The 15,489-nt window shown below is 67.0% G+C and carries 15 protein-coding genes; all 15 read left to right on the forward strand.

Annotated features, from left to right (window positions below):
* Positions 1 to 207: 207 nt before the first annotated feature.
* The 15 genes from rpsB (at position 208) to lpxB (ending at position 15,487) form a co-directional block, all read left to right on the forward strand.
* Entirely contained in the window at positions 208 to 987 is a 780-nt protein-coding gene (rpsB, locus tag UAJ10_RS16840; protein WP_040843524.1) for a 30S ribosomal protein S2, read from the forward strand.
* A gap of 281 nt (positions 988 to 1,268) precedes the next feature.
* Positions 1,269 to 2,186, forward strand: coding sequence for a translation elongation factor Ts (gene tsf, locus UAJ10_RS16845; RefSeq protein WP_322916373.1), 918 nt, complete (start codon positions 1,269 to 1,271; stop codon positions 2,184 to 2,186).
* 385 nt (positions 2,187 to 2,571) lie between these two features.
* Positions 2,572 to 3,294: a UMP kinase gene (gene pyrH, locus UAJ10_RS16850; RefSeq protein WP_411861199.1), complete on the forward strand. Its 723-nt coding sequence runs from the start codon at positions 2,572 to 2,574 to the stop codon at positions 3,292 to 3,294.
* Between the two features lie 2 nt (positions 3,295 to 3,296).
* Positions 3,297 to 3,854 carry a ribosome recycling factor gene (gene frr / locus UAJ10_RS16855; protein ID WP_186457425.1) on the forward strand — a complete coding sequence of 186 codons (558 nt, stop codon included), beginning with the start codon at positions 3,297 to 3,299 and terminating at the stop codon, positions 3,852 to 3,854.
* A gap of 62 nt (positions 3,855 to 3,916) precedes the next feature.
* Entirely contained in the window at positions 3,917 to 4,654 is a 738-nt protein-coding gene (locus UAJ10_RS16860; protein ID WP_322916374.1) for an isoprenyl transferase, read from the forward strand.
* On the forward strand, positions 4,641 to 5,519 hold the full coding sequence (locus UAJ10_RS16865; protein WP_322916375.1) for a phosphatidate cytidylyltransferase: 879 nt from the start codon (positions 4,641 to 4,643) through the stop codon (positions 5,517 to 5,519). Before UAJ10_RS16860 ends, UAJ10_RS16865 begins: the two co-directional genes overlap by 14 nt.
* A gap of 44 nt (positions 5,520 to 5,563) precedes the next feature.
* Positions 5,564 to 6,724 carry a 1-deoxy-D-xylulose-5-phosphate reductoisomerase gene (locus UAJ10_RS16870; protein ID WP_322917343.1) on the forward strand — a complete coding sequence of 387 codons (1,161 nt, stop codon included), beginning with the start codon at positions 5,564 to 5,566 and terminating at the stop codon, positions 6,722 to 6,724.
* A 208-nt stretch (positions 6,725 to 6,932) separates the two neighbouring features.
* Positions 6,933 to 8,075: an RIP metalloprotease RseP gene (rseP, locus tag UAJ10_RS16875; RefSeq protein WP_322916376.1), complete on the forward strand. Its 1,143-nt coding sequence runs from the start codon at positions 6,933 to 6,935 to the stop codon at positions 8,073 to 8,075.
* A 13-nt stretch (positions 8,076 to 8,088) separates the two neighbouring features.
* Positions 8,089 to 10,419, forward strand: a complete 2,331-nt coding sequence (bamA, locus tag UAJ10_RS16880; RefSeq protein WP_322916377.1) for an outer membrane protein assembly factor BamA — start codon at positions 8,089 to 8,091, stop codon at positions 10,417 to 10,419.
* A 110-nt stretch (positions 10,420 to 10,529) separates the two neighbouring features.
* Entirely contained in the window at positions 10,530 to 11,084 is a 555-nt protein-coding gene (locus UAJ10_RS16885; protein ID WP_322916378.1) for an OmpH/Skp family outer membrane protein, read from the forward strand.
* Positions 11,085 to 11,156: 72 nt separating this feature from the next.
* Positions 11,157 to 12,197: a UDP-3-O-(3-hydroxymyristoyl)glucosamine N-acyltransferase gene (gene lpxD / locus UAJ10_RS16890; RefSeq protein ID WP_322916379.1), complete on the forward strand. Its 1,041-nt coding sequence runs from the start codon at positions 11,157 to 11,159 to the stop codon at positions 12,195 to 12,197.
* Positions 12,181 to 12,663 (forward strand): 3-hydroxyacyl-ACP dehydratase FabZ, encoded by a 483-nt coding sequence (fabZ, locus tag UAJ10_RS16895; RefSeq protein ID WP_004273206.1) that lies wholly within the window; start codon positions 12,181 to 12,183, stop codon positions 12,661 to 12,663. The genes lpxD and fabZ overlap by 17 nt, the downstream gene beginning before the upstream one ends.
* Before the next feature lie 12 nt (positions 12,664 to 12,675).
* Positions 12,676 to 13,464 (forward strand): acyl-ACP--UDP-N-acetylglucosamine O-acyltransferase, encoded by a 789-nt coding sequence (gene lpxA, locus UAJ10_RS16900; protein WP_322916380.1) that lies wholly within the window; start codon positions 12,676 to 12,678, stop codon positions 13,462 to 13,464.
* A complete protein-coding gene (locus tag UAJ10_RS16905) occupies positions 13,464 to 14,294 on the forward strand; it encodes an LpxI family protein (RefSeq protein ID WP_322916381.1) in 831 nt (276 codons plus the stop codon). The genes lpxA and UAJ10_RS16905 overlap by 1 nt, the downstream gene beginning before the upstream one ends.
* Positions 14,291 to 15,487 (forward strand): lipid-A-disaccharide synthase, encoded by a 1,197-nt coding sequence (lpxB, locus tag UAJ10_RS16910; protein WP_322916382.1) that lies wholly within the window; start codon positions 14,291 to 14,293, stop codon positions 15,485 to 15,487. Before UAJ10_RS16905 ends, lpxB begins: the two co-directional genes overlap by 4 nt.
* The last annotated feature ends 2 nt before the right edge of the window (positions 15,488 to 15,489 follow it).

The following is a 15,489-nucleotide window of genomic DNA, read 5'->3' on the forward strand; positions in this document are numbered from 1 at the left end:
GGGACCCCTTTCGTTCCCGCAGGGCGGGCGCCCGCGCTTCGGGGTTGAAATCGCCGGGGCGGCGGAGTATCACACCGGCCATCGTCAATCCCACACGTGGGCTTGCGGGGCGTCCTTATTATCTGGGCGGTCCGCTTCCGGTGTCCTGAGGCCAGGTGGCCAAGGGGCATTGCCCACGGAGGCCAAACCGGAGAAAGGTTCCGTTTCATGGCTATGCCTACCTTTACCATGCGCCAGCTGCTGGAAGCCGGCGTGCATTTCGGTCACCACACCCGTCGCTGGAACCCGAAGATGGCCCCGTACATCTTCGGCGTGCGCAACGGTGTGCACATCATCGACCTGGAGCAGTCGGTGCCCATGCTGCACCGCGCCATGCAGGCCGTGCGTGACGTGGTCGCCGGTGGTGGCCGCGTCCTGTTCGTCGGCACCAAGCGCCAGGCCCAGGAGAAGGTGGCCGAGGCCGCTGGTCGCTGCGGCCAGTACTACGTCAACCATCGTTGGCTCGGCGGCATGCTGACCAACTGGAAGACCATCTCCCAGTCCATTAAGCGCCTGCGCGAGATGGATGAGCTGCTGGGCGGCCAGATCGCCGGCCTGACCAAGAAGGAACTGCTGAACCGCACCCGTGACCGCGACAAGCTGGAGCGGGCGCTGGGCGGCATCAAGGAGATGGGCGGCCTGCCGGACATCCTGGTCATCATCGACACCAACAAGGAGTCGCTGGCTGTTCAGGAAGCCAACAAGCTGGGCATCCCCGTGGTGGCCGTGCTGGACAGCAACAGCAACCCCGACGGCGTGACCTTCCCCATCCCCGGCAACGACGACGCCCTGCGCGCCATCGAGCTGTACTGCGAGCTGATCTCCGGCGCCGTGCTGGATGGCCTGCACGCTGAGATGGCCGCCTCGGGCATCGATGTCGGCGCTTCGGAAGAGGCCCCGGTGGAAGAGATCCCCGCCGAGGAAGCCGAAGTCGCGGCCGAGGCCTAAGGCTTAAGCGAACGGCCGGGCCGGGGCTCCGTCAGGGGTTTCGGTCCGGCCGGCTTGCTGTCCGGGGGCGGTGCCCCTGGACTGTCCGGGTTGTTGGGATGCTTCAAACATTCCCGCTCCCGGCCGACCACCGCCCCGTTTCGGGGCGGCTGTCATATGGGTGGCCCCCCGCTGGGGTGGCGGCCCCACGAATTTCCGGATGCGGACGGCGACGTCCGTCCGATCCCTGATCAAAATCCCTGCGGACGCCCGTCCGCCCTGACGCGATGAGAGAGGCGAAGATGGCTGAGATTACGGCTGCGCTCGTTAAGGAGCTGCGCGAGAAGACCGGCGCCGGCATGATGGACTGCAAGAAGGCCCTGAACGAGGTCGCCGGCGACATCGAGGGCGCCATCGACTGGCTGCGCAAGAAGGGCTTGGCCGCCGCCGCCAAGAAGGCCGGCCGCGTCGCCGCCGAGGGCCTGGTCGGTGTCGCCTCCCAGGGCACCGTCGGCGCCGCCGTCGAGATCAACGCCGAGACCGACTTCGTCGCCCGCAACGACCTGTTCCAGGCCCTGGTGTCCGGCGTGACCAAGCTGGCGCTGGCCGATGCCAACGTCGAGTCCCTGAAGGGCCAGGCTTTCGGCAACGGCCGCACCGTCGCGGAAGAGCTGACCCACCTGGTCGCCACCATCGGCGAGAACATGAACCTGCGCCGCGCCGCCCGCCTGTCGGTCACCGACGGCGTCGTCGCCACCTACGTCCACAACGCCCTGACCGGCGGCCTGGGCAAGATCGGCGTGCTGGTGGCCCTGGAGTCGACCGGTGACAAGGCCAAGCTGCAGGAACTGGGCCGCCAGATCGCCATGCACATCGCCGCCGCCCGTCCGGAAGCCCTGGACATCGCCGACGTCGATACCGCCGCCCTGGACCGTGAGCGGAACGTGCTGGCCGACCAGGCCCGCGCCTCGGGCAAGGCCGAGGACATCATCGCCAAGATGGTGGAAGGCCGCCTGCGCAAGTACTACGAGGAAGTGGTGCTGCTGGAGCAGACCTACGTCATCGACCAGGAGACCAAGATCCGCAAGGTCGTCGAGAACGCCGCCAAGGACGTGGGCGCCCCGGTGAAGCTGACCGGCTTCGTGCGCTTCGTGCTGGGCGACGGCATCGAGAAGGAAGAGAGCGACTTCGCGGCCGAAGTGGCCTCGATGGCGCGCTGATCCCGCAGCCGACCTGAGTTGAGTAAGACCGGCGCGTCCAGCGATGGGCGCGCCGGTTTCTTGGGTGCCCCCTGCAATGGCGGCGGCCCCCAAGCCATCCCCGGCACCATTTCTGTGTCAGCGCCGGATGGCGATTTTCCCGACAATTCCAAGTGAGTAGAGTGGCCGCCGGCGTGATTGTCCGCGCCGCTCTTTCGTGTGCCTCGGGCCCGGCGTCATTTTGACGGCACAATTCGGGGCTCTGTTGTGCTGCCTTCCCGCAACGCCAGACTTGGCGGCGGGGGCAAGTTTGCAGTAGAGCTAACCCGGATCTGACCCCGGACACTCGTGGCTTCCCAACCCGGCTTGCCGCCGGGCCCACCAACTGGCGAGAGGACCTGACCCCGTGGCTGCCCGATACAAACGCGTGCTATTGAAAATCTCGGGCGAGGCGCTGATGGGGGACCGTGAATTCGGTCTCGACCAGAAGGTCGTCAACCGCGTCGCCAACGAGGTGAAGACCGTCGTCCATATGGGTGTCGAGGTTTGCCTGGTCATCGGCGGTGGTAACATTTTCCGGGGCGTCTCGGGCGCCGCGTCGGGCATGGAACGCGCCACGGCCGACAACATGGGCATGCTGGCCACCGTGATGAACGCCCTGGCCATGCAGAGCGCGCTGGAACGCATCGACGTGCCCACCCGCGTGCAGTCCGCCATCCCCATGGCCAGCGTGTGCGAGCCCTTCATCCGCCGCCGCGCCGTGCGCCATATGGAGAAGGGCCGGGTGGTGATTTTCGCCGCCGGTACCGGCAACCCGTTCTTCACCACCGATACGGCCGCCGCCCTGCGCGCCTCGGAAATGGGCTGCGAGGCCCTGCTGAAGGGCACCAAGGTGGATGGCGTCTACACCGCCGATCCCAAGAAGGATCCCACGGCCGAGCGCCTGAGCTCCCTGAGCTACCTGCATGTGCTGTCCAACGACCTGCAGGTCATGGACGCGACGGCGATTTCGCTGGCGCGCGAGAACAACATTCCTATCCTCGTCTTTTCCATCCATCAGGAAGGCGGTTTCGCCGAAGTCATGGATGGAAGGGGTCATTTCACGATCATTACGGAAGAAGAGGCTTGAACGTGGCCGCCCCCGATATCGATGGCATCAGCCGGCGCATGGATGGCGCCGTGGAGAACTTGCGCAAGGAATTCGCCGGCCTGCGCACCGGCCGCGCGTCGGCCAGCCTGCTGGAACCGGTGACGGTCGAGGCCTATGGGTCGCATATGCCCCTGGTCCAGGTCGCCACCATCGGCGTGCCCGAGCCGCGCCTGATCACCGTGCAGGTGTGGGACCGCAGCATGGTGAAGGCCACCGAGAAGGCCATTCGCGAGGCTGGCCTGGGCCTTAACCCGCAGACCGAAGGCCAGACCATCCGCGTGCCCATCCCGGACCTGAACCAGGAGCGCCGCCAGGAACTGGTGAAGGTCGCCAACAAGTACGCCGAGCAGGCCCGCGTGGCCGTGCGCAACGTGCGCCGCGACGGCATGGACCTGCTGAAGAAGGCGCAGAAGGACGGCGATCTGTCCGAGGACGAGCACAAGACGTGGTCGGACAAGGTGCAGGCCCTGACCGACGCCCACATCAAGAAGATCGATGAGGCGTTCGCCGCCAAGGAAAAGGACATCACCCAGATCTGAGGTGGCGTCCCAGGTTCGCTTTCATTCCTACCCGTCCCGGTTCCTGTTTCTTCGAGAGTCCCATGTCCGGTGCCGCAGTGCCCCTGAACGCCCGCCCGCCCGCCCATATCGCCATCATCATGGATGGCAATGGGCGCTGGGCGACGCGCCGGGGCCTGCCCCGCACCGCCGGCCACAAAAAGGGCGTGGAGGCGGTGCGGCGGGTGCTGGAGGCGGCGCGGGAACTGGGCGTGTCCTACCTCACCCTGTTCAGCTTCTCGTCGGAGAACTGGAGCCGGCCGGAGGGGGAGGTCAGCGAACTGATGCACCTGCTGCGGTTCTACCTGCGGGGTGAGATCGCCACCCTGCACAAGAACGGCGTGCGGCTGCGCATCATCGGTGACCGGTCGCGCCTGGCGCCCGACATCGTCACGCTGATCACCAACGCCGAGACCCTGACGGCGAACAACACCGGCCTGACCTTGGTCATGGCGCTCAGCTACGGCTCGCGCCAGGAAATCGCCAACGCGGCCCGCCATTTGGCGGAAGAGGTGAGGGCCGGGCGCCTGACGCCCGACCAGGTGACGGTGGAAAGCCTGGGCGCCTCGCTCTATACCCAGGACATCCCCGATCCGGACCTGGTGATCCGCACCAGCGGGGAAAAACGCATCAGCAACTTCCTGCTGTGGCAAATGGCCTATGCGGAGCTGGTGTTCGTGGAAACGCTGTGGCCGGATTTCGGTCGCCAGGAATTGGATGACGCCATCCAGGAATTCCATCGGCGCGACCGCCGGTATGGGGCAACGGTTGGAACGCGCTGAAGGGCTGTTGGCCAAGCTGCCGGGTGATCTGAAAACCCGTATCTTCTCCGCTTTGGTCCTGGGGCCCCCGGTCCTGGTGGCCGTGTGGCTGGGCGGCATCGTCTTCCAGCTGGTGCTGGTGGCGGTCGCCGTCATCGCCGGCCTGGAATGGCTGCGCCTGGTGGTGCCGGGGCGCCAGCCCTGGGCCACGGCCATGGGGCTGATGACCATCCTGGTCACCCTCAGTGGCGAGTTCGTGGCCGGGCCGCTTTACGCCCTGGTCTTGCTGGCGGCGCAGACGGCGCTGTTGTGGTGGGCCGCCGCGGGCGGCCATCCGCGCGTGCCGGAGGTGCCGGACGCGGGGCAGGGCGGCCGGTTGCCGGCGCCCATCCTGTTCGCGCTGATCGTTCCCTACGTCGGCGGCGGCTGTCTGGCGCTGGACTGGATCCGCAACCGGGCGGGCCCCGACGCCCCCTGGCTGTTCCTGTTCCTGCTGCTGGCCATCTGGGCCACCGATATCGGCGCCTATGCCGCCGGCCGCACCATCGGGGGACCCAAGCTGGCGCCGCGCATCAGCCCGAAGAAGACCTGGGCGGGCCTTTTGGGCGGCATGGCGGCCGCGGCTTTGGTAGGGTTGGCCCTGTCGCCGCTGGCGACCGTGTCCTCGCCCGGCGCCGGCGCCCTGGTGGCGGCCGTCATCGCGGTGGTGGGTCAGGCGGGCGACCTGTTCGAATCGTATATGAAGCGCCGGTGCGACGTGAAGGACAGCGGCTCGCTGATCCCCGGGCATGGCGGATTGTTGGATCGTATTGATGGGCTGGTCATGGCGGCGCCGGTGTTCGCGCTGTTCCACGCCCTGATTGGGGAGAATGGGTCATGGTGGTGAGTTCCCTGCAGGCCGTGGCGGCCCCGGAGGCGGCGCCCGCCGCCATGCCGGACGCGCGCACGGTGACCATCCTGGGCTCCACCGGCTCGGTGGGCTGCAACACGGTCGAGCTGGTCGCGGCCGATCCGGAGAAGTACGAGGTCGAGGCGCTGGTGGCCCGCAAGAACGTGGACCTGCTGGCCCGCCAGGCCAAGGAGCTGCGCGCTAAGGCCGCCGTGGTGGCGGATGAGGCCCACTACGCCGCCCTGAAGGACGCGCTGTCCGGCACCGGCATCGAGGTCGCCGCCGGCGCCCAGGCGGTGGTGGACGCCGCCGCGCGGCCCGCGGACTGGGTCATGGCTGCCATCGTGGGCGCCGCCGGCATGGAACCGACGCTGGCCGCCGCCCGCCGTGGTGCCACCGTGGCCTTCGCCAACAAGGAGGTGCTGGTCTGCGCCGGGTCGCTGATGATGGCCGAGGTGAAGCGCCACGGCGCCACCCTGCTGCCGGTGGACAGCGAACACAGCGCCATCTTCCAGGTTTTCGACTCCGAGCGGGTGGAGGGCGTGAGCCGCCTGATCCTGACCGCCTCGGGCGGTCCCTTCCGCAACAAGACGCGCGAGGACATGGCCCGCGCCACGGTCAAGGAAGCGGTGTCGCACCCCACCTGGGACATGGGCGCCAAGATCTCGGTCGACAGCGCCACCATGATGAACAAGGGGCTGGAGGTCATCGAGGCCCACCACCTGTTCGGCATGCCCGAGGATAAGATCGACGTGCTGGTCCATCCGCAGTCGGTGGTGCACAGCCTGGTGGAATATGTCGACGGCTCCGTCCTGGCGCAGCTGGGCACGCCGGACATGCGCACGCCCATCGCCGTGGCCCTGGGCTGGCCGCACCGCATCGCCACCCCGGGCGACCGTCTGAACCTGGTGACCGCCGGCCATCTGGAATTCTACGCGCCCGATCCGGAGAAATTCCCGGCGCTACGGCTGGCACGCGAGGCCATGCGGGCCGGCGGCTGCGCCGCCTGCGTCATGAACGCCGCCAACGAGGTGGCCGTGGCCGCCTTCCTGGATGGCCGCATCGGCTTCCTGGATATCGAGCGCGTTGTCGAGCACACGATGACGACTGTGCCGCATTCCCGCCTTAATTCACTGGACGATGTGCGCGAAGTCGATACCGTTGCGCGGCGGGTCGCGGCTGAAGCGATTCAGGCGCGATAGGAAACGGGGGTCCCGGCCGTTCAAGGATGACCGGGGCCTGCCGGCCGGGTTGCGAAGCCGCTGTCGGTGACGTTTTGTTCACCAACGCGGCGCACCATCGCGACCAGGCAAACAGGCCCTCTTCTCATGCGTGTCCCAGTTTCCGCGCCGGAAGGCGGGGTGAGGCGGGGAAGCCCTGAAGGAGGGGGTGTTATTGGAGTTTGGGACGATGCATCAGATCGTGAACTACGCCAGCACCTATGGGGGCACCTTCCTGGTGGTCTTGACCGTCCTCGTGTTCGTGCACGAGTTCGGCCATTACTACATCGCGCGCCGCAACGGCGTGCGGGTGGATGTGTTCTCCATCGGCTTCGGTCCGGAAATCTGGGGTTTCAACGACCGCGCCGGCACGCGCTGGAAATTCAGCCTGATCCCGCTGGGCGGCTACGTGAAGATGTTCGGTGACGCCGACGCCGCCAGCCGGCCCGGCGCCGAGACCCGCTCCATGACGCCGGAGGAGCGCGCCGTCTCCTTCCACTACAAGCGGGTGGGCCAGCGCGCCGCCATCGTGGTGGCGGGCCCCATGGCCAATTTCCTGTTCGCCATCGTGGCCCTGTCGCTGCTGTTCATGTTCTATGGCCAGCCCTACACGCCGGCCGTGCTGCAGCAGGTGGAGCCGGACAGCGCCGCCGCCGTGGCCGGCCTGCAGGCCGGCGACCGCGTGCTGGAACTGGGCGGCCACCAGATCGAGCGGTTCGAGGATCTGCAGCAGATCATCGCCCTCAATCCGGACGTGACGCTGGATGTGAAGGTGCAGCGCGGCGACGCGCAGATGGACCTGCGGGTCACGCCGCGCGCCGTTGAGTCGGAAGACCGCTTCGGCAACAAGAGCCGCATCGGCCGCCTGGGCGTCATCCGCGGGCAGGACGAATACCACCGCCGCGACCCGCTGAACGCCGTGTGGGCGGCGTGCAAGGCGACGTGGGCGCTGATCACCGGCACGCTGGACGCGGTGGGCCAAATGATCGCAGGCAGCCATGGCACGGAAGATCTGGGCGGGCCGCTGCGCATCGTGCAGATGTCCGGGCAGATGGCCCAGTTGGGCCTGGTCCAGGTCATCTGGTTCATGACCGTGCTGTCGGTGAACCTGGGCCTGATCAACCTCTTTCCCGTCCCCATGCTGGACGGCGGGCATCTTATGTACTATGGCCTGGAGGCTTTGCGGGGCCGTCCCCTGGGCGAGCGCGCTCAGGAATATGGTTTCCGGATCGGCCTGGCTTTGGTACTTAGTCTCATGATTTTCGCCACTTGGAACGATCTGATCCACTTTGGCGTGGGCAGTTTCGTTAAGTCTCTGATTTCCAAAGTTTGACCGGGGGAAATAATTGGGTTCGGTTTCGAGAGTAGCGGCGCTGTGCCTGGCTATCGCCGGCACCACCGCAACGTCAGCTGTCGCTCTTTCGTCCGGTGCCTGGGCTCAGGAGATCCTGTCCGGTGGCGTCATCAAGGACATCCGCGTCGAAGGCACCCAGCGTATCGAGCAGGCCACGGTCCGCTCCTACCTGGTGGTGTCGCAGGGCGATGCCTTCAATCCGGACAAGATCGATGAATCGCTGAAGGCCCTGTTCGCCACCGGCCTGTTCGCCGACGTGACCCTGCGTCGCGACGGCGACACCCTGGTGGTGGCCGTGGTCGAGAACCCGATCATCAACCGCGTGGTCTTCGAAGGGAACAAGCGCGTCAAGACCGAGGACCTGCAGTCCGAAGTCCAGCTGCGCTCGCGCCTGGTGTTCACCCGGTCCCGCGTGCAGCAGGACGTGCAGCGCATGCTGGACGTCTACCGCCGTAACGGCCGCTTCGCCGCGCGCATCGAACCCAAGATCGTCCAGCTGGAACAGAACCGCGTCGACCTGGTGTTCGAGATCGACGAAGGCCCGCTGACCGGCGTGCAGCTGATCAGCTTCATCAACAACAACATTTATGACGACAGCGACCTGCGCAACGTCATGGTGACCAAGGAATTGCGTTGGTGGCGCTTCCTGTCCAGCGACGACACCTATGATCCTGATCGCCTGGCCTACGACAAGGAACAGATCCGCCGCTTTTACTTCCGCAACGGCTACCCCGATTTCCGGGTGATGTCGTCCGTCGCGGAACTGACGCCGTCGCGCGACAAGTTTTTCATCACCATGGCCCTGGACGAGGGCAAGCGTTACAAGTTCGGCAAGATCGAACTGACCAGCGCCATCAAGGACATCGATCTGGCCCCCCTGCGGGAGGTGATCGAGACCAAGGAAGGCGACTGGTTCAACGCCGACAAGATCGAAAGCACGATCAACAAGCTGCAGGACAAGCTGGGCGACCAGCAGTACGCGTTCGTGCAGGTGGATCCCAATGAGGAACGCCACGCCGACACGCAGACCGTTGATCTGCACTTCGAGATCAACCCCAGCCCGCGCGTGTTCGTCGAGCGCATCGACATCAACGGCAACCTCATCACCCTGGACAAGGTGGTGCGGCGTGAGCTGCTGCTGGCCGAAGGCGACCCCTTCAACGCGTCCAAGGTCAAGCGTTCCGAGCAGCGTGTGAAGGACCTGGGCTTCTTCGACGACGTCAAGATCAAGCCGAGCGAGGGCAGCACGCCCGACCAGGCGGTGCTGACCGTCGACCTCAGCGAGCAGTCCACCGGTGAAATCCAGGTGGGCCTGGGGTATTCCACCACCGAAGGCGCGCTGATCGACTTCTCGATCCGCCAGCGCAACTTCCTGGGTACGGGCCAAGACATCCGTTTCTCGACGATGTGGTCCTACTACTCCAAGGAATTCACCATCTCCTACACCGATCCCTATTTCATGAACCGGGATCTGGCGATGGGTGTGGACCTGTTCCGTACCGACCGCAACGCCAACACGACGGAAGAGTCCTACAGCTACGACATGTCCAGCACGGGCTTCGACATCCGTGCCGGCTTCCCCATCTCCGACCGCTTGCGCGAGCTGGTGACCTACACGCTGTCCCACACCCGGATCAGCGACATCACCTATGAGACCACGCGCTTCGTTCAGGAGCAGGTGGGTGCGACGACGACCTCGTCCGTCCAGTCCGCCCTGACCTTCGACGCCCGTGACAGCCGCCTGAAGCCCACCTCCGGTTACTATTTCACCATCACCAACCAGGTGGCGGGCCTGGGCGGCAGCGTGCACTTCCTGCGCAACCGCCTGACCTCGGGTATCTACTTCCCGCTGTTCAGCAATGTCGTGCTGAAGGTCGAAGGCGAGGTCGGCTACATCCTGGGCCTGGGCGGTGAGTTCGTGCGCATTCAGGACCGCTTCTTCCTGGGCGGCGACACCCTGCGCGGCTTCCAGGTGGCCGGTGTCGGCCCCCGCGCCTTCAGCAGCAACGGTGGCAACGACGCCCTGGGCGGTAAGCGTCTGGTGCGCGGCACGTCGGAAGTCACCTTCCCGCTGGGCTTGCCGGAGGAATTGGGCGTGGACTTCCACGTCTTCACCGACATCGGTGCCCTGGACCAGAGCGGTGAGTCGCCGTTGCCGGGTGACGATTTCCATGACGAGTTCGCGTTCCGCGCTTCCTCGGGCGTGGGCGTGTCCTGGAAGTCGCCCTTCGGACCCATCCGCATCGACCTGGCCTATCCGTGGATGAAGAAGAGCTACGACCGCATTCAGCAGTTCCGCTTCAGCTTCGGTTCGCAGTTCTAAGAACGAAGGGACGGGACATGATGGCGTTCGCACGCCGCACCACACCCCCGGCCGTTTGCCTTTCCCATGCGAGGGCCGCCTTGGCGGCCCTCGTTCTTGGTTTTGGGGGCTTGGCACCCGCGCATGCCGCCCTGGCGGCGGTCCCGGCCAAGGCGCAGGCCAAGCCGGTGGCCAATGATGGCCAGCAGAAGCCGGTGACCTCCATCGCCGTGGTCGACGTGCAGTTCCTGCTGGAAAAGTGCTCCGCCATGCAGAGCATGAAGCGGCAGGACAGTGAGCAGACCCAGAAGTTCCAGGCGGAACAGTCGCAGCAGGAACAGTTCCTGCGGCAGGCGGAGAAGGAACTGGCCAGCCAGCGGACCAAGCTGGGCCAGGAGGACTTCGACGCCAAGCGCAAGGACTTCGAGCAGCAGGTGGCCGAGGTGCAGCGACGCCTGCAGGAACGCAAGCGCCAGCTGGACAACGCCTTCGCCGCCGCCAGCGCCCAACTGCGCGACAGCATGGTCCGCGTGGTGGGCGATGTGGCCCGCGAGAATGGTTTCACGCTGGTCATCCCGCGTTCCAACATCATCTATATGGCGGACGACGCGTTGGACATCACCAACACGGTGTTGTCACGCTTGAACGCCACGTTGCCGCAGATCACGGTCAACGTTCCGAACTGACCGGTTTCCGGGCGCCTCCATCGGGGGATGGCGCGTCCGGGCGCGGTCACTGCCGTTGAAAGGTGCCATTCCATGGCCGATCCCCGTTTCTTCAACCGGGCCGGGCCCTTCACCCTTGCCGAGCTGGCGCGGCGCTCCGGCGCCGAGGTGGCGCCGGGCTGCGACCCGGATCTGGTCTTGAGCGACGTCGCCGCCTTGGATGCGGCGGAGCCGGGGCAGTTGAGCTTCCTGGACAACAAGAAGTACGTGGCCGCCTTCAGCGCCACCCGGGCGGGTGCGGTGGTGGTGCATCCGGCGCTCGCGTCCAAGGCGCCGGCGGGTGTCGCCCTGCTGCTGTCGCGCAACCCGTACAAGGCCTACGCCCTGTGCGCCCAGGCCTTTTATCCGGCGACCGCCCCGTCGGGGAAGATCAGCGCCGGTGCCCATGTCGACCCCAGCGCCGAGGTGGGGGAGGGGACGGATATCGCCGCCGGTGCCGTGGTGGAGGCGGGGGCGGTCATCGGCGCCCGCTGCCGCATCGGGCCCAACGCCACCATCGGCGTGAACGTGCGGCTGGGGGACGACACCGTCATCGGCGCCAACGCCTCGCTGACCCACTGCGTCCTGGGATCGCGGGTCACCATATATCCCGGCGCCCGCATCGGCCAGGACGGCTTCGGCTTCGCCATGGACTTGGCCGGCCATGTGCGCGTGCCGCAGATGGGCCGCGTGCTGATCGAGGATGACGTGGAAATCGGCGCCAACGCCACGGTGGACCGGGGGGCGGGGCCCGACACGATCATCGGCCGGGGCTGTATGATTGATAATCTGGTGCAAATCGGGCACAACGTGCACCTTGGTGCCGGCTGCGTCATCGTGGCCCAGGCGGGGATATCGGGCAGCACCAAGCTGGATCATCATGTCGTGCTGGCGGCACAGGCCGGCGTGACGGGGCATCTGAAGATTGGGGCCGGCGCGCAGATCGCGGCACAAAGCGGTGTCATGCGGGACGTGGGGCCGGGGGAAAAGGTCGGCGGCTCGCCGGCCGTGCCCATGCGGCAATGGTTGCGCCAGGTGGCGGCGCTGGGCCGCCTGGTGCGGGGTAGGAACGAAGGTGATGGACGTGACGACTGAAGAGCAGAAGGTTCCTGGCAAGGTGCCCGATTTGGACATCCTGCGGATCATGCAGATGATCCCGCACCGTTATCCCATGCTGTTGATCGACAAGATTGTCGACATCATCACGGGTGAGAGCTGCACGGGCATCAAGAACGTCACGATCAACGAGCCGTTCTTCACCGGCCACTTCCCGCAGAAGCCCGTCATGCCGGGCGTCATGATCGTGGAGGCCATGGCCCAGACCTCGGCCGTGCTGGTCATGCACACGCTGGGTGAGTCGGCGGAAGGCAAGCTGGTCTACTTCATGTCCATCGAGGAGGCGAAGTTCCGCCGTCCGGTGGTGCCGGGCGACCGCGTCGAGATCAAGGTCCAGAAGATCCAGAACCGCCGCAACGTGTGGAAGTTCAAGGGTGAGGCCTGGGTGGACGGCCAGCTGTGCGCCGAGGCCACGTACGCCGCCATGATCGTGATGGACAGCTAGGCCTTATTCGTGATGAGCGAGACCGTGATCCACCCGACCGCCGTGGTCGACCCCGCCGCCCAGCTCGGCGCCGGGGTCAAGATCGGCCCCTTCTGCGTGGTCGGTCCCCATGTCACGCTGGGTGATGGCGTCGACCTTAAAAGCCATGTGGTGGTGGAAGGCCGCACCCAGGTGGGCGCCGGCACCGTCATCTATCCCTTCGCCTCCATCGGCCACGCCCCCCAGGACCTGAAGTTCAAGGGGGAGCCGGCGGAACTGATCGTGGGCCGCAACAACCGGATCCGGGAGCATGTGACCATGCACATCGGCACGGAAGGCGGCGGCATGGTCACCCGTGTGGGCGACGGCTGCCTGTTCATGGCCTCGTCCCACGTGGCGCACGACTGCATCGTGGGTGACAACGTCATCCTGGCCAACAACGCCACCCTGGGCGGCCATGTCGAAGTGGGTGACAACGCCATCTTGGGCGGGCTGTCGGCGGTGCACCAGTGGGTGCGCATCGGCGCCCACGCCATGATCGGCGGCATGTCGGGCGTGGAAAGCGATGTCATCCCCTATGGCCTGGTGAAGGGCGACCGCGCCTTCCTGGCGGGGCTGAACCTGGTGGGGCTGACCCGCCGCGGCTTCACGCGCGAGGATGTGAACGCCCTGCGCACCGCCTTCGACGGCATCTTCGGCCACGAGGGCACGCTGGCCGACCGCATGGCGGCGGTGGAAAGCGCGCATCCCACCCCGGTGGTGGGGGAAGTGCTGGCCTTTATCCGCGGCCGTGGCGGCCGCGCCCTGTGCCAGCCGCGCTGATGCCGGACACCCCCGTAAAACTGGGGATCCTGGCGGGCGGGGGCGACCTGCCCAGTCGGCTGGTCGATACTTGCCGCGCCCTGGGGCGCCCGGTCTTCGTCGTGGCCCTCGAGGGCCAAGGCGCCATCGTGCCCCCGGACGTGCCCCAGGCCATCTTCCGCATCGGCGCCGCCGGCGCCATCCTGGACCGGTTGCGTGCCGAAGGGGTGGGGGAGATCGTGCTGGCCGGCCGCGTGCGCCGGCCCAGCCTGGCCGAAATGCGTCCCGACTGGTTTGCCGCCAAGTTCTTCGCCCGCATCGGCGCCAAGGCGTTGGGCGACGACGGCATCCTGCGTGCCCTGGTGGCGACGCTGGAGGAGGAGGGGTTCGCCGTCGTGGCCGTGCAGGCCCTGGTGCAGGGGCTGCTGAGCCCCGCCGGCCCCATGGGCGCCCTGGCGCCCGACGCCGCCGCCGAGGCCGACATCCACCACGGCGTGGCCGTGGCCCGTACCCTGGGCCTGCTGGACGTGGGCCAGGCGGTGGTGGTGCAGCAGGGCCTGGTGCTGGGGGTCGAGGCCATCGAGGGCACCGACGCCCTGATCGAACGCTGCGGCGGCCTGCGCCGCGAGGGGCCGGGCCCCATCCTGGTCAAAATGCGCAAACCCCAGCAGGACATCCGCCTGGATCTGCCCACCATCGGCGTTACAACGGTGCGGAAGGCGGCGGCCCATGGTTTCCGCGGCATCGCGGTTGAGGCGGGCGGCACCCTGACCTTGGGCACTGAACAGGTGGCCCAGGCGGCGGACGCCGCCGGCCTGTTCGTCACCGGTATCGTTACGGAGGCGGTATGAGCGAGGATGTGCCGTTGGTCTTCCTCGTCGCGGGGGAGCCGTCGGGCGACGTGCTGGGCGGCCGGCTGATGCTGGCCCTGAAGCAGGAAACGTTTGGCGCCATACGCTTCGCCGGCATCGGTGGGGAGCGCATGAAGGCGCAGGGTTTGAAAAGCCTGTTCCCCATGGAGGAACTGGCCCTGTTCGGCCTGGCGGAACTGCTGCCCAAGCTGCCCAGCCTGCTGCGGCGCATGAAGCAGACGGAACAAGCCATCCTGGACATGAAGCCGGCGGCGGTGGTGACCATCGACGCGCCGGACTTCTGCTTCCGCGTGGCGCGCCGGGTCAAGAAGGCAAACCCGGACATTCCCTTGATCCATTACGTGGCCCCGACCGTCTGGGCTTGGCGCCCGGGGCGCGCCGCCAAGATCGCCAAGTTCCTGGACCATCTGCTGGCGCTGCTGCCGTTCGAGCCGCCCTATTTCGAGAAGGCGGGCCTGGACTGCAGCTTCGTGGGCCATCCCATCGTGGAGAGCGGCGCCGACGCTGGCGATGCCGACCGCTTCCGCGCCAAGCACGACCTGGAGTCTGACACCCGGATCGTCACCATCCTGCCGGGCAGCCGCCGCAGCGAGGTGACCAAGCTGCTGCCCGATTTCAAGGGCGCGCTGGACATCCTGGCGCCGCGCCTGCCGCGCGTGGTGGCGGCCGTGCCCACGGTGCCCGCCACCAAGGCGCTGGTGGAGGAGGCGGTGAAAAGCTGGCCGCTGCCCGCCGTGGTGGTGGAGGGTGACCAGGACAAGTATGACGCCTTCGCCGCCAGCGAGGCCGCCCTGGCCGCGTCCGGCACGGTGGCCTTGGAACTGGCGCTGGCCCGGCTGCCCGCCGTAATCGCCTATCGCATCCACCCGTTGACCTACCGGCTTTATCGCGGCCTGATCAAGGTGCGCTTCGTCAACCTGGTCAACATCATGCTGAACCGCATGCTGGTGCCGGAGCTGCTGCAGGAGGAATGCCGGCCGTCGCGCCTGGCGGAGGCCCTGGGGCGCCTGCTGGACGATCCCGCCGCCCGCCAGGAACAGATCGAGGGCGTGGCCGAGGTGGCCGCCTGGCTGGGGCAGGGCGACACCCCGCCCAGCCGCCGCGCCGCCGAGGTGGTCATGCGCGTCATCCAGGCCCGCGAGCGCGAGGCGGAGCAGGCGGGGCTGGCGTAAGC

The sequence above is a fragment of the Nitrospirillum guaranorum genome (assembly GCF_034653275.1).
GTDB lineage: Bacteria > Pseudomonadota > Alphaproteobacteria > Azospirillales > Azospirillaceae > Nitrospirillum.

Bases quoted from the DNA above. Each gene is read 5' to 3' on its own strand.
- rpsB (WP_040843524.1), top strand. From the start codon at position 208: ATGGCTATGCCTACCTTTACCATGCGCCAGCTGCTGGAAGCCGGCGTG.
- lpxD (WP_322916379.1), top strand. From the start codon at position 11,157: ATGGCCGATCCCCGTTTCTTCAACCGGGCCGGGCCCTTCACCCTTGCC.
- lpxB (WP_322916382.1), top strand. From the start codon at position 14,291: ATGAGCGAGGATGTGCCGTTGGTCTTCCTCGTCGCGGGGGAGCCGTCG.
- fabZ (WP_004273206.1), top strand. From the start codon at position 12,181: ATGGACGTGACGACTGAAGAGCAGAAGGTTCCTGGCAAGGTGCCCGAT.
- UAJ10_RS16905 (WP_322916381.1), top strand. From the start codon at position 13,464: ATGCCGGACACCCCCGTAAAACTGGGGATCCTGGCGGGCGGGGGCGAC.
- tsf (WP_322916373.1), top strand. From the start codon at position 1,269: ATGGCTGAGATTACGGCTGCGCTCGTTAAGGAGCTGCGCGAGAAGACC.
- UAJ10_RS16860 (WP_322916374.1), top strand. From the start codon at position 3,917: ATGTCCGGTGCCGCAGTGCCCCTGAACGCCCGCCCGCCCGCCCATATC.
- UAJ10_RS16870 (WP_322917343.1), top strand. From the start codon at position 5,564: ATGCCGGACGCGCGCACGGTGACCATCCTGGGCTCCACCGGCTCGGTG.
- lpxA (WP_322916380.1), top strand. From the start codon at position 12,676: ATGAGCGAGACCGTGATCCACCCGACCGCCGTGGTCGACCCCGCCGCC.
- rseP (WP_322916376.1), top strand. From the start codon at position 6,933: ATGCATCAGATCGTGAACTACGCCAGCACCTATGGGGGCACCTTCCTG.